The sequence below is a fragment of the Paenarthrobacter sp. TYUT067 genome (assembly GCF_023656375.1).
In the GTDB taxonomy this organism is placed as follows: domain Bacteria; phylum Actinomycetota; class Actinomycetes; order Actinomycetales; family Micrococcaceae; genus Arthrobacter.
Genome location: NZ_JAMOIT010000028.1, coordinates 22,247 through 42,255, shown reverse-complemented (window position 1 = coordinate 42,255; position 20,009 = coordinate 22,247). Strand labels below are relative to the sequence as shown.

Genomic DNA, 20,009 nt, shown 5'->3' with positions numbered 1-20,009 from the left:
TGTGCGCTAAAAAACGCTGTGACGTGGCGCGAAGCCTGCGCCCAACTATTCCGATGCGGCCGCCTCCGTTGTTCCCGGCTGTCGCCCTGCCGTTCGGCCACCCCCGGGTGAGCCTTCCGGCAGGGCGGACGGGATTAGGCGTTGATTTCCTGCCTCTGCCCATTGGATTGGATCTCGATGCGCCGCGGCTTGGCCTTCTCGGCGACGGGGATGCGGAGTGTGAGCACCCCGGCGTCGTAGCTTGCCTGGACGCCGTCGGTATCCAAGGTGTCACCGAGGATGAGTTGGCGGCTGAAGACGCCTTGGGGGCGTTCGGCGGCGATCATTTCGGTGTTCTCGCCTGCGGGCGACTTGCGTTCGGCCTTGACGGTGAGGACATTGCGCTCGACGTCGAGGTCAACGGTCTGCGGATCCACCCCTGGCAGATCGAAGGCAACAACGAATTGTCCGTCCTCCTGCCATGCATCCATCGGCATTCCGGCCGGGCGTGCTGTTGTGCCAAAAACCTGTTGGGCGAGCCTGTCGAAATCGCGGAACGGGTCAGTGCGCATCAGCATGTGGTTCTCACTCCTTTGGTCTTGATGCTGATTCTGTTGTTGGTACCAGCCTGTTGGATCTGTATTGGTTGGTATAGATTTTTTATAGCACCAGTGACAAAGTAGATGCAAGTGGTTTTCCGGAAGATTTTTGGAGGTTCTTGATGGCAGCTTCGGATGGTGAGACTGCCGCTGAAGAGTACGACGGCGGTCTGGCGGCTTCTGGTGCGGACGGCACCTCTGGTGGCGGCTCGGACTCGCGCGGCGTCTACGCAATCTCGGTGGCGGCGGAGCTGGTTGGCACCGGGCAGCAGAACATCCGGCAGTACGAGCGCAAGGGCCTGCTCACCCCGGACAGGACCGACGGCGGCACTCGCCGGTACAGCGAAAGCGACCTTGCGACGCTGCGACGGATCGGGGTGTTGCTGGATGAGGGGCTCAACCTGGCCGGGGTGAAACTAGTGCTGGAGCTGGAGGCCGAGAACCGTGGGCTGTCGGAGGACAACCGGGGGTTGGTGGAGCATAACCGTGGGCTGACGGAGCACAACGAGGAGCTGCGGGCGGACAACCGCGGGTTGCGGAAGGATTTGAAGCGGGCGCGGGGGACTACCGGCGTCGACGAGTAACTTGCAGTCTGTTAGGCGCCACGCACAGCAATGGCCACCCCGAAACGGAGTGGCCATTGCTAAACGTGCTGCTGAGCTCTATTTGTCGCAGCCCCAGCCATCACCGTCTTTATCAAGGTGACGTCCATAACCTGGCTGGCTGCTATGAATCGGCGCCGCCCCTGCATTTCGGACGGCTGTGCAGTTCTGGTAGTAGACAGCTGCGGGCGGAGCCTCAACAGGCGGTGCCTCCACAACCGGCGGGGCCACAGGAGCCGGTTGCGCCTCAACCACGGGCGGGGCCGGCGGAGCCACCGGCGCCACCACGACTGGCGGCGCCTCCACTACCGGAGCCACTGGCGCAACCAAGGGAACCGGCGCCTGCGTCGGAGTGGGTGTCGGGGTGGGCGTCTCATCAGTGAGATGTTTGACCCCCAGCTTTATGGTCGACCCCTCGGCCACATTGGTCTTACCGACAGGATCTTCGCTGACCACCTGCCAGTTCTTCTTGACGATGATTGATTTGTCATCGTTTACATCTTTGGCTTCGGCCTTGAGTCCAAGAGCCTTGAGCTGATCGGTGGCCTTGTCGAGGGTTAGCCCGACGACGTCCGGCACCTCGACAGTTCGCTCAGCCACGGCAGACGCCGCCGCCGTCGCCGGCGTTTGACTTGAGGCCTGTTTTGTCGCGCAGCCCGTGAGCATAAGACCGGTGAGCACAACTAGTGCGAGTGTTCTTTTCAAAATGTCCCCTTTTTGAAGCGAGTCCGGGCATGCGGGAAGGGCGAACTTGCCAGATACTTCCCGAGGATTCGCTAAGAGTTCAAGATACCAGCGTGGTCGATGCAACTATTGTTCCGCCCAAGTATTACAAGCTTGCGCCGAGCAACCCAACCCACCTGTTAACCAACTCTTCCCCCACAAGCCACCCGTTCGAACCCGCCCCGCCAACCGCCGCGACCACCGTTGGAGGCGTGAGGATCGCAATCGTCGCCGAATCATTCCTGCCACTGATGAATGGGGTAACCCATTCGATACTGCGGGTGCTGGAGCATCTGCAGGAGCGCGGGGATGAGGTGATGGTGATCGCGCCGTCGACGTCGGACACTGATGTTTCGAACGTCGAGAAGGGTGCGTACGTGCACCGGCTTCCTTCTGTGCCGCTGGCCGGTTACACGAATGTGCGGGTTGCGTTGGGTGGTGTGAATCGGGTCAAGCGAATCCTTGCCGATTTCTCCCCCGACGTCGTTCATCTCGCTTCTCCTTTCGTCCTCGGCTGGCGCGCCGTGCAGGCCGCCCATCAGCTGGGCATCCCCACTGTGGCGATCTACCAAACCGAGGTTCCCAGCTACGCCGCCCGCTATGGTGTGCCGTTCCTGGAGAACTGGGCCTGGAACCGCGTGGACAACATCCACCTCTTGGCAACCCGAACCCTGGTGCCGTCCACGTTCGCGCTCAACCAGTTGCGCGGACGCGGCATCCTGCGCGTGGACATGTGGCGTCGCGGTGTGGATACCGCGCGCTTCAACCCCGCAAAACGCTCGACGGCGTGGCGCAGCTCAGTAGCGCCCGATGGTCACCGCATCATCGGCTACGTCGGCCGGCTCGCCGTCGAGAAGCAGGTTGAGGATCTTGCGGTGCTGTCTGACCTGCCGAACACGAAGCTGGTCATCGTTGGTGACGGTCCCCAGAAAGAAGCACTACAAGCCGCGCTCCCAGACGCCCACTTCGCCGGTTTCCTCGGCGGCGAGGCACTGGCTCAGGCCGTCGCAGGTTTCGACCTCTTCGTCCATCCCGGCGAGTTTGAGACTTTCTGCCAAACCATTCAGGAAGCCATGGCATCCGGCGTTCCCGTGGTGGCGACGGGCCGTGGCGGGCCCCTGGACCTCGTAGAGAACTCACGCACCGGCTGGCTCTACGAGCCCGGGAACCTCACCCAGCTGCGCGGCTACGTGCAGGACCTGATCGGCGACGACGCCAAGCGCCGCGCGTTCGCAACGGCTGCAACCGCTTCGGTTCAGGGGCGGACGTGGCCTGTTCTCAGCGCGGACCTGGTTCGCCACTACGACGAAGTCATTTCCGGTGTGCCCAGCGGAACGTCCGGGCCCAGCGAGTTCACCTCAAGCAAAGGACCCTCCTCATGAAGATCTCCGTGATCGGCTGCGGCTACCTAGGCGCAGTCCACGCCGCGACGCTCGCTTCGATGGGCCACACTGTGGTGGGTATCGACGTCGACTCTTCCAAGGTTGAGCAGCTCAACAAGGCGATGGCGCCCTTCCATGAACCCGGCTTGGACGAGCTCCTCAAGGACGGCCGCACCACTGGCCGCCTCGTGTTCACCACGGATTTCGCTGCAGCCGCAGATTCCCAGGCGCACTTCCTTTGCGTCGGTACCCCGCAGTCCAAAACCTCCGACACGGCCGACCTTTCCTACCTGATGAGCGCCACGAAGAGCCTCCTGCCGCACCTGGCCAAGGGTGCCGCCGTCGTCGGTAAATCAACAGTGCCGGTAGGCACGGTGGAGACGCTCCGCGCGATCCTGGCCCGTCGCTCGGACGTGCTGCTCGGCTGGAACCCGGAGTTCCTTCGGCAGGGCACGGCAGTGAAGGATTCGCTGGTGCCCGATCGTCTGGTTTACGGCGTCCCGGGCGGGAAGGGTGCCGCTGCCGGCGCCCCGGTTACTGCGGTGCTGGATGCGGTGTACGAGCCGCTGATCTGCGCTGGCATCCCGCGGCTGGTCTGCAATTTCGCGACGGCGGAACTGATCAAGTCGGCGTCGAACGCGTTCCTGGCCACAAAGGTCAGCTTCATCAATGCGATGGCCGAGCTGTGCGACGCGTCGGGCGCTGACGTGAGCGAGCTCAGCGAAGCGATGGGCCTGGATCCGCGCATCGGCAACCGCTACCTGCACGCCGGGCTCGGGTTCGGCGGCGGCTGCCTGCCCAAGGACATCAGGTCCTTCCGTGCACAGGCGCGCGATCTTTCCGTGCCGTCCGTGGATGCGTGGATGGGCTTGGTTGACTCGGTGAACCTGGATCAGCGCTCCCGCGCCGTGGAGGTGGCACGCGAGATGTGCCGTGGTTTCCTGTCCGGCCGGACGGTGACCATCCTTGGTGCGGCGTTCAAACCCGACACCGACGACATCCGCGACTCCCCCGCCCTGGACGTCGCCCAGCAACTAGCCGACGCCGGCGCGCACGTCACCGTCACCGACCCCAAGGCCATCAACAACGCCTGGATCCGCTACCCTCAAATCCGTTTCGAGGCCTCCACCAAACGTGCCCTGGAAGGCGCCGAGCTGGTGCTGCTGCTCACCGAATGGGACGAATACGTATCGCTGTCGCCTGTTGTTGCAGGAGCATTGGTACGACGCCGGATGGTGCTTGACGCTCGGAACGTACTGGACGCTGAGGCCTGGCGGAGTGCGGGGTGGACGGTCCGCGGGTTGGGGACGGGGGCGTCGGTGGTTGGTGCGGAGGGCGACGGTGCCAAGCACGCGAACAGGAAGAAGCACGCCGCTCACTAAGGCATAGCGCTAATCTCGCGAACGGCTCTGCACGTCGAGCAGGAACTTGATGCCGGCATCAGATAGTTCCAGCTCACCTGAACCCCACTTGGTGGAGCCCCAAAGCCTCAGGCAGATCAAGCTTTGATGGACATCTATCCTCAAGCCACGTGCCCAGTCCAGCGGAATATCGGCACCTGTCGTGGTTCGTAAGCCGCGATCGTGGAGCGCGAGCTGCACCACCTCGTCCACCAGTTTCCAAGTCGGCTTGCTTCCCGTAAGCTCCCAGTGCACCACGAGCTGAGTGGCGAGCTTTACGCCCTCGTGTCCGGGTGATGCTAATCGATCAGCCACATAGTGCCAAAGCATGGTCGGCCTTTTGATGAGCTTTCTGGCTGCCGGTGTTAGGAGCAGCCTGTCTTTATTCTTGCGAAGGAGTTTCCACTCCTGAAGCCGTTCGCGGACGACGCGGACAGGTGCTGCGTGGCTTTCTGTGGAGACGTTCGCATTCCAAGGTTCGATCCACTCGAGTTCCGTCATTGCACGCTTAACGACTGCGGGTTTGAGATAGCCCGCCCCTGTCAGAGGCAATCCATCTGGGCCGGCCTGGTTGAGGAACCAAAGGACGGGGCCCAGGACGAACTCCACCTCTTCATCGGAAACGTTCCCCGGCCACAACCGACGAGCCAATAGTCGCAGTTGATCGTTCGCGTCGTTGATGTCAAAAGCGATCGGATCGAACTTTGCCAGGCTCTCCTGGGTCACGAACTCGAGCCACTCAACAGCTTCCTGGTGCTCAGGGTGCTTGGGGTTGGAAACCACTGCCACCACGTTGGCGTAGCCGTGGACTCCCCCGGAATCCTCCAGGGGTCCCCGCATTGCGCCGCCGGTGCACGTGATCGCATTGCCCTCAAGCACGGCAGGCCCAACCACGTCGATCTCGTGGGTCCAGTTGTCCCCGAAGTCATAGTCGTACTCGAGGCCCGACCGGCCGGGGACCTTCGCGTCAAAGAGCTCAAGTAGCCGCACGCCAGCCGCTACCTCGCTACCCGCGGGGAGATCGCCGTCGTCTACCGCCATGATGATGCGCTTCTTACCTGCGCGGTCATGGCCCGCAATGGCGTAGAGATGCGAATCCTTCCAGCCGAACGCGCACTGGATGGCCCCGTGAAGTTCAGCCACCGTGGCGGTTTCGGGGAGGACGAGTTGCCGCCAGATCAGCGGCTCAGTCTCACTGATGGAAATACGCAGCTCGACGGCCGGGACATTTGTGGATGATTCCATGACCGCCATTCTTCCAGTGCCCGGGACGCGTTTCGCGTCACGTGTCCTTGATTTGGCCTACTACACCTTTGGACGGGGCTAAATCGACGAAGACTAGGACTTGCCAGTGATCACACACTTCTACCCAGCGGTACTTCGCGTCGTCACATGCGTCATAGCTGTGTGTTCTGCTGTGTCCGCCACCTTGCTGGGGGCAGCACCTCCCCCGGAAGGTTTGGACATCCTTGACCCCTCGGACGTGCGGACCACCACGGTGGTTCTCACAATGGCCTTGGGAGTTGTGGCGCCAGTAGGGATGTTGATTGCCGGCTCCCTCAAGTGCCTTCTGCTAAAAGCTGGGGTCTTCGCAGCGTCGGGTTTCGGCAATGCCATGATGCTGAGCCCGCTTGTGGTGGTTCCTTTTCAGGAAACATCCACCATGCTGGCGGTTATCTGCTCGGTAGCCCTGACTATTGCGAGCATCATTACGTACATGGAATCTGTTGAACGCAGAAACGCTCGACGGCGGGCCAACACCTAGGCGCTCGATTTCAGCACCTATTTTCGGTCCTTTCCACCCCTAATTTGCTCCAAATTGGCACCTATTTTCCTCTTTCGAACACCTAGTGCCGGAAATCGCCCATAGTCTCTTCTTGTGCCTTCGGGGCGGATCCCGATGTCCGGAGGGAGTCCCATCCGCCCTGGCGTAGGAGGCACGACGGCGCGGCTCCACCGACCACCCCCTGGTGGGGCCGTGCCCAGCCGGAGCGTTAGCGGGCTGAACGGCTAAGCCGCAAACGCACCAAGCGATAGACGATCCCAACCGCGAACATCAACACACCCACGCCGGCAGATATCGGCGGCAGCGTGGCAACGAGAACCACGCAGGCAACCGCTCCCGCAACCTGCAGGAACTTCGGATATCGGCGGTCTTCTGCTGGCTGGGTGTAGGCGGCGATGTTGGCCACCAAGTAGTACAGCAGAACTCCGAATGACGAGAAGCCGATGGCCCCGCGAAGATCGGCCACTGCGATGATGATGCAGATCACCGCGGCCAGCGCCATCTCCGCACGATGCGGGACCTTATACCGAGGGTGCACTGCGGAGAGCCAAGGGGGCAGGTCGTGTTCCCGGGCCATGGCCAGGCTCGTCCGTCCGAGGCCTGCGATGAGGGCCAATAGCGCACCCAGCGACGCCACGGCGGCACCGACGCGTACCACGGGTGCAGCCCATGCCAAGGTACCGGCATTCACAGCATCGGCCAACGGCGTTGGCGTGGCAGCCACCCCGTCGGGGCCAAGGGCCGCGAGCAAGGTCACTGCTATGACGGCGTAGATGAGGATGGTGATACCCAAGGCAATGCTGATCGCCCGTGGAATAGTGCGCTTGGGTTCGCGTACTTCTTCGCCCATCGTCGCAATCCGTGCGTACCCGGCAAACGTGAAGAACAGTAGCCCCGCCGATTGCAGAATCCCGTACCAGCCGCTGGCCAACAGTCCGTCGCCCACAAAGCTGCCAAAGTCAGGACCTGAGCCACCCCACACAGCAGCGATTGCAATCGTCAGAGCAGCAAGCACAGCGACCACCAGCACACGCGTCAGCCCGGCGGTGCGGGTCACCCCGTGATAGTTCACCGCAGTTAAAACCACGACGGCGGCAATCGCCACCGGGCGCTCCCAACCTTGGGGTGCGGCATAGGCGGCGAAGGTCATGGCCATGGCTGCGGCACTCGCCGTCTTGCCAATGACGAATCCCCATCCGGCCAGGAACCCGGGCCACGGGCCGAGTCGTTCACGACCATAGACGTACGTGCCGCCGGATGTTGGGTAGGCAGCAGCGAGCTGAGCTGACGACGTGGCATTGCAGAAGGCCACGAAGGCAGCCACCACCAAACCGATGAGCAGCCCTGATCCCGCGGCTGCGGCGGCTGGGGTGAACGCCGCGAAAACACCTGCACCGATCATGGACCCCAGCCCAATCAGCGATGCGTCGAACGTGCCTAGTCGGCGCGCCAAAGCCCGAGAGTTGCTCACGATGATCCAGCCTATCCCGGGTCAACGTGGCGGAAGTGAATTACCCACCAGCATGAAGAGGCTATTGCGGGACGTTGCACCGGACTTCCGCAAGGCGTTGGAGATGTGGTTCTCCACTGTCCTGGCGCTGATGCCCAGTTGTTCACCGATCTCCACATTGGTGAGGTGACCGGCCAAGATAGCTACCTCGATCTCCCTTTCGGTCAGCGGTGTTGCCCTGAAGGAATTGAAGGAGAGCTGCTCGTTTGCTGACGGGAACCGGACAGCAAAGACAGAGGAAGCTTGTGCCATGGCGTCAGCTGCGGCCGCGTCTCCTTCGATGACGTGGCGTTTGAGAGCTCCCCGGAGGAGCATCCCCACCTGGTACGTGTCGATGTCAGGTTCATAGTGTTTGAGGAGGAGGCCTAGTAGCTTGTGGTCGCCCTCCACCACTGCGCATGCAATGGCGACGAGCTGGTGGTGAACCGTGAGGCCGCTCTCCTGCAGGATCTTTTGCAATAGATCCAGGACCTGCCGGCCAGGAATCAGGCACGTACAAAGCAACGCTGTCATCAAGGCTTCCAGGACGTAGCCGCTTTTCAACTGCTGCTTGATGAGTTTGGTGGCTTTCCGGTCGAAGGTGGAAGGCTGAGTGCTGTTGTGAGCAATGAGTTCGTAGGCTCCCTTGCCGATGCCGGGAAGGGGGCCAACGTCGGCCACGTCGGTTCGCGCCTGCGCGGCTATGGACAGCGTTGGCAGCAGTGCGGTGGTGGCGTGCCGGAGCCCCGCGAGCCTGAGCATGGCATCGTAGAGGGAATCCACAACGAACCCCGGACGGCCCATAGCGAACACGCTGCTCATGAGGTATTCAGCCTCTTCGAAGTGTCCACGGTATAGGAGGCCATGTGCAGCTACATAGCTGCTGGTGATCACACCGAACTGGTCCAGGTTCTTCCGGGACTCGGCTCGCCAGTCCAACGCCATCACCAGAGACTCCTCCACCCGGCCAGCCGCGAACAGGGCGAAACTGCGGACGAATGGGCGCAGATGCGGGATGGCGTCGTCGTCGCCTGCGCCTTCCACTGCGTCCAAAGCCGCCGCCGGTCTACAGCGGTAGAGCTCCAAGAGTCCTTGAACCAAGCACCCCAATCCTGTCTTGCTGCTCTCAAACGCCGCTGGCAAGTCGCCGGTGTCCAGTCGCCCCCTGCCATGGGAGACATTGATGAATAAGATGGCGTCGCTAACTTCCGTCAGCAACTGCGGATTATCTCCTGCAAACTTTTGGAGGATCTCGACGGCGGCTCTCGGGCCGCGTCGGGTGTGGATCGCAAGCATGGCCTCAGTGACGGCGACAAACAGTAGGTCCTGGGTTTCGGCGTCGAAGTTTGTGGTTTCCGCGCAGATACTGCCGGCACGCTCCACGTCCACGGGCGCTCCCCAGTAGATGCGAAGGACTGCCGCGCCGTTGGCTGCTGACTTATTGGCCTGCCAGCGTTCGAAGCGGATCTGTTCACGGTCCGCGTTGTACTCGTGAATTTGTCTGGAGGTAATGGCGTCGTCGTCAGCCTTCTCAAGCCGGAGGGCTGATAGGGCACGGGAAAGGCAGTCTGCGGTGCGCTTTTCCGGGACCGCGTGAGGCGCGGCCTCAAGGACGCCGGCGATCTTCGTGCGGAGCAGTCTGCTATCGCGCAGCTTCTTGCTGTCGCGGAAGTAATCGGCGATGACTGGTGGGCTGATGGCGGCGATAGAGCCACCTTGATGATCGGCCAGTACGGAAAGGAATCCTCTGCGTTCCAGACCTTCCAGGGCGTCCTGGTGGATGACCTTGAGGAGCACATCCACCCGTGCCGTGCCCAGAATCGCCATGATGTGCAGGGCTGTGAACTCATCAGCACTTAGTTCGGCCAGGAGCGCCTCCAGTGTGCCGCGCAGGTGCTCGTTCCATAGGGTCTCGGCAGACATGGTCCATTGCTTGTCCTCCATAACCAAGAGGTTGCTCAGGGCTGCGGTCTCTGCGATCCGTACTACCAGCCGCGGGTTGCCGGCGGATTTGGTGAGAATGCGCGCAGTTGTGTCTGCGTCGGCCGGCGCGCCCAGAACCTGTGCGATGAGGAGGTGAACTTGCTCGTAGTGAAGCGGATCCAATTGCAGATGCGCCTCCCGGCCAAGGTTGAGCACGGCCAACTGACCTCTGGAAAACGCCCACGTTTCGGGGGCCGTTGCCACCATAGGGCAATCCGACCTTCGCCTGACAGCCTCCAGTACAGCCAGCGACTCGCTGTCCAGGAGGTGGAGATCGTCAACTACCAGCAAGTGCTTGCCAGGCTTGGCCAACTGGCTCGAGAATACGTCGGCGATGTCCAACACACTGCTGCGTCCCGGCCTCACGTCAAGCCCCAGCCCTTTGATGGCCGAATATGGGATGGATCTATGTGTGCGGAGACCACTGACGAAGTGCACGGAGACTCCGGATTTCTCCAAGTTGCTCATGACGTTGCGCAATACGGTCGTTTTGCCGCCGCCCGGTCCGCCGACCACCCTCACTCCGATTCCGCGTGCGACGAAGTCCAGGATTCGTTGCACCTCTGAATCGAACACGTGACCTCGCCTCCTGTTCCTGTGGTTGTCCGACATGCGGCTCACTTCGCAGGCTAGAACGTGAAAACGGGACTAGGTGGCAAAACTGCCTTGCACAGGCAGTTTCGGGGCGGTCTAGGTGGTGATTTGGGCCAAATTAGGTGCTCGCGGGCCTCGTCTAGGTATACGAGGCCTTCGGAGGTTGACTGATACATGGGGTACTTCCTCAGCTCGCCGGGTGGATTACGTTCCACGCTACGGAGAACTGGAATCGAATTACATGGGTGTAATTCGCTATGTGGATATGTGTTCTACAGGCAACGAGAGCTGTAGAAGATATCTTCTATATGAGAGCAGACAAAAAAGCAGGGCCGGTCAGTGACCGGCCCTGCTCATTAGTTATCCGAAGACTAGATAGCCTGGATGTTTACTGCCTGGGGACCCTTGGGGCCCTGCTCGACGTCGAAGGAAACCTTCTGGTTCTCTTCGAGGGAGCGGTAGCCCGAGGAGTTGATCGCAGAGTAGTGAGCGAAAACGTCCTGGCTGCCATCTTCAGGAGAGATGAAGCCGAAGCCCTTTTCGGAGTTGAACCATTTCACGGTACCTGTAGCCATTTTTTCAGTCCTTACTGAAGGTGGAGATTGTCCCGACTTTCGGGTCTCCGGGTGTGGGGTGTTCTCCACCGTTACTTCAGAAGGTCACGATCCGGAAGGATCGTGGGGACTGCCTGAACTACCAAATGCCAAACACAACAACACCGTCAAGTCTACATACATCTGAGCAGATAGCTAGTGCTGGGAAATATTTATCCATCGGATGTGTCCCATGGAGGCAGTTCCAGGTCTTTAGCGCCCAGAGATCGTTGCGTCGCCACTGACATTTTTGGCGTCGGGAGACGCTATTTCGCCGTGGGCGCTACTGGGGTTCATCACCCTTGGCTGTGCCTTGGAGCCTGTCCTTGATCACCCAACTGGTGATTGCCGGAGCTGCAGTAGCTATAAGGCACACTGTTGCCCAGAAGTTGTCCAATAGTCCTGTTACCAACAGAACCAGGCTTAGTGCAGCCACCACCGGCGTTGCGATATCGAGCACCCGAAGCAAGGTTGCGGTCTTCATATCCAAATCCCCCCAGATTCTTTTCCCGAAAGCCTACGTCCTTTGAACACACGCAGCATCCGCCGGCCGCACATTCCCGGACGCATGGCCGCGCCCAAATAAGGTGGTCTGAGCCGATCTGAAGGAGGCGCAACCATGGCGGACGACGCCGCGTTTGAACCAATTCCCGAGCTGGACGGGCAGACGTCCGTCGTCCTGGCAACAGCCGCCTGCCAAGTCCCCAAGTGCCCACACCTGGCCGTCATGCTCCATGCCGACGCGACACAGCTGCATACCCATACAGACCGCAATCCGGTGCAGCTGCCCGAGGGGGCCGTACTCATCGTCGGAACCGGCCAGTCGAGCGGCCAGATCGCCGAGGAACTGCACACCACCGGCCGCGGCGTCCGACTCTCCGTCTCCACCGTTCCAGCAACACCCCCCGATATCGCAGCCAAGACCTCATCTACTGGATGCTGAAACCGGCAAACACGGCCCCGACCACGGCGTCAACGCCCTCACCTCCGAAGCGCTCCCCTCCCCCGCGCTGCGCTTCGCGCCCAACCCGCTGCTTTTGGGTGCCGACAGCGGCCACGCCATCCACCTCCGAGAACTCGGCCAGCGCGGCATGCACCTGCACGGGCACCTGGAGACACTCGACGACGGTGACATCACCTTCAGCGACGACCTCCCCAACCGCCTCACGACAGCTGATTCGACCTTTTGTCAGCGGTCAGACTAAGCCGAACTCGCCCATTCCCCGACGATGTCGTCCACCAAGTAGTTCTTGTAAACGTGGGTATGTACCGGCACTGCTGGTTTCAATAACAACGAGGCGGCGAAGGTTCCGGGGTTGGCATCGACAGAGCCACTCCGAGTGTTTATCTACTGCGCAGCCGCGGCCACCCCGAATACATCTGCGGGCATGGGGCGTTGCAGCCTCCAAGTAATCGCGATCGGCTTATCGCCGGTATGTTGAACGTAGTCCACCTGTCCGAGACACGTGTAAGGAACCGTCAGGCCGGTCTCGTCCTCAGCGGATTCTCGCGTAAACAGCAGGATTCGCGAGCCGTTGGCAGTCCGGTCCAAGTAGCGTCTACCAACCGGGCTGTCGGGAGACGTGGTGTTCTGAGATTCCCAGTGGAACAAGTCAGGACTGATGGCGTAGTCCTTGTACATGGTCGTCGCGGAGTGCTTCTTATCGTCTTTGTTCAACGTGACGAAGAAGGCGTCGGTCGCCGTTGTTGGACACCAAGCGACGCCCTCGCGATGCTGCACATTCCTCCCGCGTTCGATCGAGCCATATTCGAGCGCGGCAAGAACCTCCTCGCGTCGGTAGGTTGCATGAGAGAGCAGTGGAATGTGCTGGAGTCCGGCACCGAGACCCTTCGCAGCGTGTTTCGATGCCGCAACTCCCAGACTGACAATCTGCTTGATCTCGCTGCACACAAATGAGTAGCCGCGCAGGTGGTCGAGTCCGTCGTCGTACGTTTTGAAACCGCCGCCATCAGCCCACAGCGTGAAAAACAGCATCCGCGCGAACGTTTGCTCCCGAGGGCCGAGATCCGCGTAGCGGGGCGCATCCACCCTTACAAGCTTCGCGTACGCCTCAGCACGCTCGGGATCATCCACATGAATGAGAGCCGCCATGCGTCCCAGGAGTTTCTTCTCCTCAATATCGGAACGATTGTGATGATCCCCCTTGAGCACCGACTCAAAGCCGGAAAAACCGCCAATCAATTGTGCTTGACGGAGGTAGCCAGTCCACGAATCCTTCGTTGAGCGGTAGATCGACTTGACGTCGCTCCCCGACTCGCGTAGATACGCGGCCAACTCAGTTTCCGCGTAGGAAGCTATATCCCGGACCAACTGCGCACGGTTGAATCGCAACTGAGCCTTGACGTTCTCAAGGACCACGTTCTGCGCTACCCGGTCAAGCACAATCTGCGAGCCCGAGGGAAGAAACGGAAACTCGTCCTCAATTGCCTTCTTCAACTGCGTCCGCCCGTAGCCTGTCAGAGCCCGGTAACGGAGATCGAATCGGAATTCACGGCGCTGTTGGCCAATGAAATCCAGGACTGTGAGAACAGCCTTGTCATCCGCTCGGCGCAGGCCGCGTCCCAGTTGCTGGAGGAAGATCGTGGCACTCTGGGTGGGCCGCAGCATCAGTATGGTGTCCACCTGCGGGATATCCAGACCCTCATTGAACAAATCCACGGCAAATATGCAGTTGACTTCACGGTTACGCAACTGTTCAAGGGCGCGCGCTCGTTCGGCTTCGTCGGCGCCACCGTCCACGGCCGCTGCCGCAATGCCTGCCGCATTGAACACTTTGGCCATGTAATGCGCATGCTGGACTGAGACGCAGAAGCCCAGGGCGCGCATGTGTTCGGTACCAGTGACTTTGTCTCGGAGTTCGCGGATGACCTTGGCGGCGCGGGCATCATTACCCGTGTAGAGGCGATCCAACTGGCCTGTGTCGTAGTTTCCACGCTTCCATTCCAGTTGGCTCAGATCCACATCATCCGAAACCCCGAAATAGTGGAACGGAACCAAAAGGTCAGCATCCAATGCATCCCAAAGTCGAAGTTCGCTGGCAGTGCGGCCGCCGAAATACTCATTGGCGACATTGCCACCGTCACCCCGCTCTGGTGTAGCAGTGAGCCCAACAAACTGCTGGGGTTTCAAGTGGTCCAGGAGTTGGCGATATGTGGGCGCCATTGCGTGGTGGAACTCATCGATGACAACTACGTCGAATTGATCGGGCTCCAGCGTCTGCACGCCCCGCGATGCCAGCGACTGCACTGAGGCGAAGACATGGGTCCAATACTTTGGTTTGTGATCACCCACATAGAGCTCACCGAAAGAGCCATCCTGCATTACATTCCGGTACGTGCGGATGGACTGCTTCAATATCTCTTGCCGATGGGCCACGAAAAGCAGCGTCAGGGGCTTACCAGCCGCTTCTGAGAGACGCTTGTAGTCCATAGCTGCAATGACCGTTTTACCGGTACCGGTGGCCGCGACCAGCAGATTCCGGTTGTGCCCTTTCGATCGTTCCGCTTCCAGGTCTTCGAGCATTTCTTCCTGATGAAGAAATGGCACGACCTCCAAGCCGGTGAAAGCATCCGGGGCAGAAGTTCGTTTGCCACCGTTTCGTCGAAGGGCTGCGTCCAGCTTCTCGCCGTCACGATCCGGGTCATAACTCTGGAATGCGCGTTGTTCCCAGTAGCTGTCGAAAGTGACCTCAAACTTCTTGAGCAGGTCGGGCGTCGCTACAGAACTGAGCCGCACATTCCACTCAAGACCGTCCAGAAGAGCTGCCTGACTGAGATTGGAGCTACCCACGTACGCTGTGTCAAAGCCGGTGTCCCGCCGAAAAAGCCAAGCCTTTGCATGGAGCCGGGTGGCTTGGGTTTCGTAGCTGATTTTCACTTCAGCGTCGTAGCGACGCACCAGTTCATCGATGGCCCGGCGTTCAGTCGCCCCCATATACGTAGTGGTGATGACCCTGAATTTCACACCCCGCCCACGCAGCTGTTCAAGCGCTGGTTCAAGAAGCCGCAGACCGGTCCACCGCACGAATGCGCAGAGGAGGTCGACAGTGTTGGCTGACTCGATTTCTGTTCGAAGCTCGGCCGCCAGATTTGGCTCGTCCCTATTGTTTGTCAGAAGTGCCGAATCGCTGAGCTTGGTTGTGGGGCGCCTGAGCTGTCGCCGTTTCAGGGCATCCGGGCGATGCAGCGAAAGCAGTTGCTGGGGGCCTGGTGTGATCTGATCGTTGGTTTGTATCTCGGCGAGCAAACGGTTGGCCAGGTCAACTCGATCTTCGGGTTTCGCGTCCGCGAGCGCAATTCGAACGGCATTGGCGACGTGGCGGGAGAGAACTTCCGCAGTGTCCTCAGCCTCGACTGTGATCACTGAGGCTTGTAGCTCCGGAACCGCCTCGAGGTCGTTTGCGATGGCCGTTGTGTGAAGGAGTTCGTACAACCCTTCGGGCAGGTTAGTTCCTGCAGATCCCCCATTGAATGTGTTCACTGCGCCAGGGTATTGGGTGGGAGCGCCATACTCCAATAGCGAGTGGCCAGCTGCGGTAGCAAGTGCAGCATCTGATCCGGCGCAACTGCGCGCCATCACGAGTACCGTCGAGACGGCCAGGCCGCATTGCTCGACTCTGCTGCGAGCACTGCAAGGCAAAACCAGTTCTCGAATTGCTCTTGCTTTATGACCGAGCTCTTTGCATCTTGATAACAAGACATCAAGATATCTAGTTATCTAGGTTTCTTGTCAAAGAGAAAGGTACTCCATGCTTCAAATCAAGTTGGCTGAACAGCGTAAAGTTGACCCCACCGAGGATCCCCTTGGACGCTCAACGGTCGGAGCGACGCCTGGCATGTCCGAGCGAGAGGCTTGGGAAGCCGGGCGCGGATGCTGGGTCATGAAGGCCAGTCGTGCTATCGACGAAGACGAAGTACGCATTGTGAATCCGTCAGGCACCATCCTCGCCGTTGCCAAAATCCGAGGACTCATCAAGCACGGAAACCGCCTCGAAGTTGTCGGGGATCTCCTAACTGGCGATCCCCGGGTGGGGACGACAGTCGAGTTGAACCGGGCACAGAACCCAATTTCGTACGTTTAGCCATCGCCCCTTCAGGACGCTCCGAGCCCCAGCGAGATATAGGAACTCGGGGCGTCCCTACGGACTTCCGGCTCCTGGCCTAGAACACAGACCAAGAATAGGGTAGACCCTCCTCGGGAGAGCCCCAACTACGCTGTGGTCATAGCGAAAACTACGGGTTGGCGGCACCTCTGTTGAATACAAAGAAGCTTCAAGTCCGGTAATGACAGAGCTTCTACTTTCGACGGCGAATGTGACCGTCCGCGCCCTCCCCTGCACCAACCCCACCGCCCCCAACACCAACACCGCCCCCACAATCTGCCACCCCGACAACGACTCCCCCAGGAACACGAACCCCAGCACAGTAGCCACAAGCGGGCTCAGGAATCCCAGGAACGAGACCACCATTGTCGGTAGTCGCTGGATCCCCCGGAACCAGACCGCGTAAGCCGCCAACGCACCGATAACGCTGAGGTACGCAAAACCCGCAAGGTTAGGCAAAGGACCGACCCCGGCAGCCCCTCAACCACCAACGTCACGGGCAGCAGCATCACGCCACCCATCGCTAACTGCAGGCCGGTAAACCCAAGCAGCCCCACGCCGTCGGGCCTTCCCCAGCGTTTGGTGAGCACCATCCCAACCGCCATGCTCAGCGCACCGGCCACCCGGCGAGCACGCCCACAAAAGTCAGCGACGCGTCGGATCGCAGGACGAGCAAGCCGACACCCGCCGCACCCACCGCGCAGGCAACCACGTGCGTAAAGCGGATCTTCTACCCAGCAACAGCACTCCAAGGAAGAGCACGAACAGGGGCTGAATGGACATGACCAGTGCAGCGAGCCCACCCGGCAGTTGGTATGCGGTGAAGAACAGAAGGAAGCCGAACAGCCCAATGTATGACCAACCGCGTGGACCGACTCGTCAACCGCGGGCTGGTTCATCGCGAGACCAACCCGGACAACCGCAGGCAACTACTGATCAGCCTCACCCCTGAGGGACTAGCCCTGGTGGATGAGGTGGTGGAGCACCACGTAGAGAACCAACACAAGATGCTCGAAGGACTGTCCAAGACCGAGCGGACACAGCTCGCCAACCTTTTGCGCAAGTTCCTTCTGACAAACAACGACGGTGCCCCCCTCCTAAGCGGGCCCATGCAAGGATGAGGCGTGTACACTTCCTCTGAGCAGCTGGCGATCGCCATCGGGAAAGCGCTGGGCGGTGGGCAACCAAGCGCCTATAACGGCACAGCTTTCTGCCAAGGCCACAACCATCAGAAGAGCTACTCCGTCTCGGTGCACCCGAGGGCCTTCATGTGGTCTGCCAAGGAGTTGCCGGACGGACGCTCCCGAACCTTCAACCCCCGAAAACTCATCATCCAGACCGACGGCGTAGATGATCCCTACACTCTCTCCATTGAACGCATCCCGTTTTCCTTTCCTGAAGCAGTCCAGCTCTCCTTCCCTCTTTCCCTGCCCATCTGGGGCCGAGACCTGGACGACTATCACCCGGTCGCTTCCGAAGTACACGGCCCGGACACAACACTCCTGCTGAGGAACAGCGTGGACCCCACGATCTTTGGGTCCTTCACCTTTGACACGGCCAGTGGGATCGCGAGAACGATGTTCACGCCGACGACGGCACTGAAACTGGAGCGCGAGCTCCCTCCGGAGAACGGAAAGTACGACTTCGGTTTCGTGGCTGGCCAAGGGGACCCCGACTTGCAAAATCGCCCTCGCCCCAACGAAAACACCCATTGACAAAGAGATGGCCCGCAGACGTCACTCCACAGGCCATCATCAATCAGGCTCGCGAGGCTTCGGGCTGGACTCCTTACGCTTGCCCCGCCGCAACACATAAACGCCGTAGCAACCGAACCCCAGCATGAGAACCGCGGCACCGGCACGCCACCACACGAACGGCTGCCACAACGCGAAATTGACGGCCAGAAGAACAAACGCCACAACCTGAAATGGATGCGGAATTTTGCTCACTGCTCCTCCTGCCATTGAAGAAACGTCTTGCTGATGCGATTCCGAATCATGACTGCCCCTAGCGAAGAACCATCTTGCTTTGACTCGCACAGTCTGCGCCACGAATCTGGGACTAGGTGCCGAAAACCGCCAAACTAGGTGCCGCTTGAACAGAAATAGGTGCCAAAAACCCTAAAAATGAGTGGCCGCCAGCCTCATCTAGGTGCCGCCCCGTCCTCGACAGCTTCCCAGAAGAACCTCTGAGGGCGAACGCACCCGGGCGCCTGAAGCTAAGCCGTTCTACCTCGTCAGAAACACCCGGCTGGCCCGGCTTCCTCGCTCTTATCGATCAAGTCTTGGTCAGCGTCAGCTAAGAAGTCGGCACCAAAGTCACCCTCCGCCGTCGTGATTCCGGTGAGAGCACGACGACGGCTGGCCGGCTGGCGTACAAAATCTCGGCTGCGTGGAGGGATGCCGGATTTGGCCACGCGTCCGCATCGGAGTACCTAGACGGTCGCCGGGAGCACTCATTTTTGGTGTTTTCAGCACCTAGACAGGCCCGAAACAGCACCTAGATGGGCCCTTCCGGGCCTGTGTGTGCTTTTCGTGGTGCAGTGTGGAGGCCGTGGGGCTTCGTTCGGTAACCTTCCCGGTTTATGACTAAGCCGTCACAAGGCACGCGTTTCTTGTTAGTGCATCGACTGGACATAACACACCGTGTTCACCATGCTGTTAAAGTGCTCCAGCACAACCATCTACCTTTGGGGGAACCAATGGCCATCTTCGACATGGGCGCCGAAACACTCGGGAACCTGAACAAACAAACCGACGCGTCCCACCAGGACCTCGGCGCCCTCGTCCGCCGTTTCGTGGACGCCGTCACCCCGCTCGAAGGAAAATTCAGCGGCGCGGGCAAAGCCGCGTTCGACTCCTTCAAAAACCGGTCCGACCTCGTCGCCTCCGAACTGAACACCGCCCTGGCCGGCATCGTAACCGGCCAATCCGGGATGAACACCGCCTTCACCCAAGGCGACCTGGCAGCCTCGGACAACGCACGCCGCTCCGAAGGAGCCGCGAACTTCGACGCCGCACGATTCCAAGGACGGGCCTAAACCATGACCACCAACCGCATCGCCTACGACACCAACGTCTCCGCCCAGGTCCAATCCGACATCCAAGCCCTCGCCGCGCACCTCGAAACCCTCATCGCCGCCCGCCAAGCCGACGTGAACCAGGCCATGACCGACTTCCGCGCCGACGGCGTCGACACCGAATACCAGGCAGTCGAAACCCGCTGGACCGCAGCCGCCGACGAAGTCAAAGCCATCATCGCCCTGGTCCGCACCACCCTGGGCACCAACGACGAGACCGCCACCACCGCCGCAACCTCTGCCCGCAACGCCGTGCAGAGCATCGGCTAACCCGCCAGCAACCAGAGACAAGGTGACTGGTATGGCTGTGTGGAACATAGACGTGGCTGCCGCGACTTCGACCATCAAGGCAACCGCAACCCAGGTGGAGGGCGTCCAGCCCTGTCTTGAAGGCATGGGCAAGGCCTTGGAACAGGCCGCGGCCGCGCTTCCCGGCGACGCGGCTGTGGTCCTTGCTGCGCTGAACGATGTGGTGGTCCTCGGACTCACGCCGTCGGCAAATGAGGTGGTGAGCCGCTCGGAAAACGTCATCACGGCCACCGCCCATGCCCTGAACTTCTATCAACAAGGTGACCTGACCATGGCCACCGCGGCACAGCGGAGCGCAGGCCAAGTGGACCACGGCGCCGTGGCTGCCTCCCATGGCGGCCCCGCGAAGAACTTAAGGGACTAAGAAC

At 60.5% G+C, this 20,009-nt stretch carries 22 protein-coding genes; 11 read left to right on the top strand and 11 right to left on the bottom strand.

Annotated features, from left to right (window positions below; genetic code table 11):
* Positions 1–134: 134 nt before the first annotated feature.
* On the bottom strand, positions 135–557 hold the full coding sequence (locus MOD31_RS20255) for an Hsp20/alpha crystallin family protein (RefSeq protein WP_142939967.1): 423 nt from the start codon (positions 555–557) through the stop codon (positions 135–137).
* A gap of 143 nt (positions 558–700) precedes the next feature.
* Here MOD31_RS20255 and MOD31_RS20250 point away from each other — a divergent pair, with 143 nt between their 5' ends.
* Positions 701–1,162, top strand: coding sequence for a MerR family transcriptional regulator (locus MOD31_RS20250; RefSeq protein ID WP_223942041.1), 462 nt, complete (start codon positions 701–703; stop codon positions 1,160–1,162).
* Between the two features lie 78 nt (positions 1,163–1,240).
* Here the strand turns inward: MOD31_RS20250 and MOD31_RS20245 are convergent, their stop codons facing one another.
* A complete protein-coding gene (locus MOD31_RS20245) occupies positions 1,241–1,780 on the bottom strand; it encodes an excalibur calcium-binding domain-containing protein (protein WP_250821524.1) in 540 nt (179 codons plus the stop codon).
* 335 nt (positions 1,781–2,115) lie between these two features.
* Between MOD31_RS20245 and MOD31_RS20240 the strand changes: the two genes are divergently transcribed.
* Positions 2,116–3,285 carry a glycosyltransferase family 1 protein gene (locus MOD31_RS20240; RefSeq protein WP_250821534.1) on the top strand — a complete coding sequence of 390 codons (1,170 nt, stop codon included), beginning with the start codon at positions 2,116–2,118 and terminating at the stop codon, positions 3,283–3,285.
* Positions 3,282–4,667, top strand: coding sequence for a UDP-glucose/GDP-mannose dehydrogenase family protein (locus MOD31_RS20235; protein ID WP_250821523.1), 1,386 nt, complete (start codon positions 3,282–3,284; stop codon positions 4,665–4,667). Before MOD31_RS20240 ends, MOD31_RS20235 begins: the two co-directional genes overlap by 4 nt.
* 9 nt (positions 4,668–4,676) lie before the next feature.
* Here the strand turns inward: MOD31_RS20235 and MOD31_RS20230 are convergent, their stop codons facing one another.
* A complete protein-coding gene (locus MOD31_RS20230) occupies positions 4,677–5,930 on the bottom strand; it encodes a plasmid pRiA4b ORF-3 family protein (RefSeq protein WP_250821522.1) in 1,254 nt (417 codons plus the stop codon).
* 106 nt (positions 5,931–6,036) lie between these two features.
* Here MOD31_RS20230 and MOD31_RS20225 point away from each other — a divergent pair, with 106 nt between their 5' ends.
* The gene (locus tag MOD31_RS20225; protein WP_142939983.1) at positions 6,037–6,450 is read left to right on the top strand and encodes a hypothetical protein; all 414 of its coding nucleotides are present in this window, start codon (positions 6,037–6,039) and stop codon (positions 6,448–6,450) included.
* Positions 6,451–6,679: 229 nt separating this feature from the next.
* Here the strand turns inward: MOD31_RS20225 and MOD31_RS20220 are convergent, their stop codons facing one another.
* From MOD31_RS20220 to MOD31_RS20205, 4 genes are all read right to left on the bottom strand, one after another.
* A complete protein-coding gene (locus MOD31_RS20220; protein WP_250821521.1) occupies positions 6,680–7,942 on the bottom strand; it encodes an APC family permease in 1,263 nt (420 codons plus the stop codon).
* Positions 7,943–7,963: 21 nt separating this feature from the next.
* Positions 7,964–10,519: a helix-turn-helix transcriptional regulator gene (locus MOD31_RS20215; RefSeq protein ID WP_250821520.1), complete on the bottom strand. Its 2,556-nt coding sequence runs from the start codon at positions 10,517–10,519 to the stop codon at positions 7,964–7,966.
* 389 nt (positions 10,520–10,908) lie between these two features.
* Positions 10,909–11,112, bottom strand: coding sequence for a cold-shock protein (locus MOD31_RS20210; RefSeq protein WP_011773907.1), 204 nt, complete (start codon positions 11,110–11,112; stop codon positions 10,909–10,911).
* Between the two features lie 301 nt (positions 11,113–11,413).
* Positions 11,414–11,614: a hypothetical protein gene (locus MOD31_RS20205; protein WP_142939985.1), complete on the bottom strand. Its 201-nt coding sequence runs from the start codon at positions 11,612–11,614 to the stop codon at positions 11,414–11,416.
* A gap of 135 nt (positions 11,615–11,749) precedes the next feature.
* On the opposite strand from MOD31_RS20205, the gene MOD31_RS20200 reads away from it, so the two are divergent.
* Positions 11,750–12,073 (top strand): hypothetical protein, encoded by a 324-nt coding sequence (locus MOD31_RS20200; RefSeq protein WP_250821519.1) that lies wholly within the window; start codon positions 11,750–11,752, stop codon positions 12,071–12,073.
* Here the strand turns inward: MOD31_RS20200 and MOD31_RS20195 are convergent.
* Together MOD31_RS20195 and MOD31_RS20190 are read right to left on the bottom strand one after the other, a co-directional pair.
* A complete protein-coding gene (locus MOD31_RS20195) occupies positions 12,060–12,239 on the bottom strand; it encodes a hypothetical protein (RefSeq protein ID WP_238703472.1) in 180 nt (59 codons plus the stop codon). The two genes, MOD31_RS20200 and MOD31_RS20195, sit on opposite strands and share 14 nt — an antisense overlap.
* A gap of 239 nt (positions 12,240–12,478) precedes the next feature.
* Positions 12,479–15,595 carry a DEAD/DEAH box helicase gene (locus tag MOD31_RS20190; protein ID WP_284705551.1) on the bottom strand — a complete coding sequence of 1,039 codons (3,117 nt, stop codon included), beginning with the start codon at positions 15,593–15,595 and terminating at the stop codon, positions 12,479–12,481.
* 304 nt (positions 15,596–15,899) lie between these two features.
* On the opposite strand from MOD31_RS20190, the gene MOD31_RS20185 reads away from it, so the two are divergent.
* The gene (locus tag MOD31_RS20185; protein WP_250821517.1) at positions 15,900–16,232 is read left to right on the top strand and encodes a hypothetical protein; all 333 of its coding nucleotides are present in this window, start codon (positions 15,900–15,902) and stop codon (positions 16,230–16,232) included.
* A gap of 57 nt (positions 16,233–16,289) precedes the next feature.
* Here the strand turns inward: MOD31_RS20185 and MOD31_RS20180 are convergent, their stop codons facing one another.
* Positions 16,290–16,667 (bottom strand): EamA family transporter, encoded by a 378-nt coding sequence (locus tag MOD31_RS20180; protein WP_250821533.1) that lies wholly within the window; start codon positions 16,665–16,667, stop codon positions 16,290–16,292.
* A gap of 440 nt (positions 16,668–17,107) precedes the next feature.
* On the opposite strand from MOD31_RS20180, the gene MOD31_RS20175 reads away from it, so the two are divergent.
* Together MOD31_RS20175 and MOD31_RS20170 are read left to right on the top strand one after the other, a co-directional pair.
* Positions 17,108–17,374, top strand: coding sequence for a MarR family winged helix-turn-helix transcriptional regulator (locus MOD31_RS20175; RefSeq protein WP_250821516.1), 267 nt, complete (start codon positions 17,108–17,110; stop codon positions 17,372–17,374).
* 3 nt (positions 17,375–17,377) lie between these two features.
* A complete protein-coding gene (locus tag MOD31_RS20170) occupies positions 17,378–17,968 on the top strand; it encodes a hypothetical protein (protein WP_250821515.1) in 591 nt (196 codons plus the stop codon).
* A 39-nt stretch (positions 17,969–18,007) separates the two neighbouring features.
* Here MOD31_RS20170 and MOD31_RS20165 read toward each other — a convergent pair whose 3' ends face one another.
* A complete protein-coding gene (locus tag MOD31_RS20165) occupies positions 18,008–18,202 on the bottom strand; it encodes a hypothetical protein (RefSeq protein WP_250821514.1) in 195 nt (64 codons plus the stop codon).
* Positions 18,203–18,954: 752 nt separating this feature from the next.
* Between MOD31_RS20165 and MOD31_RS20160 the strand changes: the two genes are divergently transcribed.
* The 3 genes from MOD31_RS20160 to MOD31_RS20150 are packed head-to-tail and all read left to right on the top strand — an operon-like array spanning position 18,955 to position 20,005.
* Complete coding sequence (locus tag MOD31_RS20160) at positions 18,955–19,293, top strand: hypothetical protein (RefSeq protein WP_166841526.1); 339 nt, start codon at positions 18,955–18,957, stop codon at positions 19,291–19,293.
* Between the two features lie 3 nt (positions 19,294–19,296).
* Positions 19,297–19,602 carry a pore-forming ESAT-6 family protein gene (locus tag MOD31_RS20155; protein ID WP_250821513.1) on the top strand — a complete coding sequence of 102 codons (306 nt, stop codon included), beginning with the start codon at positions 19,297–19,299 and terminating at the stop codon, positions 19,600–19,602.
* 31 nt (positions 19,603–19,633) lie between these two features.
* Positions 19,634–20,005 carry a DUF6507 family protein gene (locus tag MOD31_RS20150; RefSeq protein WP_166841528.1) on the top strand — a complete coding sequence of 124 codons (372 nt, stop codon included), beginning with the start codon at positions 19,634–19,636 and terminating at the stop codon, positions 20,003–20,005.
* Positions 20,006–20,009: the final 4 nt, after the last annotated feature.

Coding starts and splice junctions, on each gene's coding strand:
- MOD31_RS20255 (WP_142939967.1), bottom strand. CDS start 557: ATGCTGATGCGCACTGACCCGTTCCGCGATTTCGACAGGCTCGCCCAA.
- MOD31_RS20250 (WP_223942041.1), top strand. CDS start 701: ATGGCAGCTTCGGATGGTGAGACTGCCGCTGAAGAGTACGACGGCGGT.
- MOD31_RS20235 (WP_250821523.1), top strand. CDS start 3,282: ATGAAGATCTCCGTGATCGGCTGCGGCTACCTAGGCGCAGTCCACGCC.
- MOD31_RS20230 (WP_250821522.1), bottom strand. CDS start 5,930: ATGGAATCATCCACAAATGTCCCGGCCGTCGAGCTGCGTATTTCCATC.
- MOD31_RS20210 (WP_011773907.1), bottom strand. CDS start 11,112: ATGGCTACAGGTACCGTGAAATGGTTCAACTCCGAAAAGGGCTTCGGC.
- MOD31_RS20205 (WP_142939985.1), bottom strand. CDS start 11,614: ATGAAGACCGCAACCTTGCTTCGGGTGCTCGATATCGCAACGCCGGTG.
- MOD31_RS20200 (WP_250821519.1), top strand. CDS start 11,750: ATGGCGGACGACGCCGCGTTTGAACCAATTCCCGAGCTGGACGGGCAG.
- MOD31_RS20185 (WP_250821517.1), top strand. CDS start 15,900: ATGCTTCAAATCAAGTTGGCTGAACAGCGTAAAGTTGACCCCACCGAG.
- MOD31_RS20175 (WP_250821516.1), top strand. CDS start 17,108: ATGACCAACCGCGTGGACCGACTCGTCAACCGCGGGCTGGTTCATCGC.
- MOD31_RS20160 (WP_166841526.1), top strand. CDS start 18,955: ATGGCCATCTTCGACATGGGCGCCGAAACACTCGGGAACCTGAACAAA.
- MOD31_RS20155 (WP_250821513.1), top strand. CDS start 19,297: ATGACCACCAACCGCATCGCCTACGACACCAACGTCTCCGCCCAGGTC.
- MOD31_RS20150 (WP_166841528.1), top strand. CDS start 19,634: ATGGCTGTGTGGAACATAGACGTGGCTGCCGCGACTTCGACCATCAAG.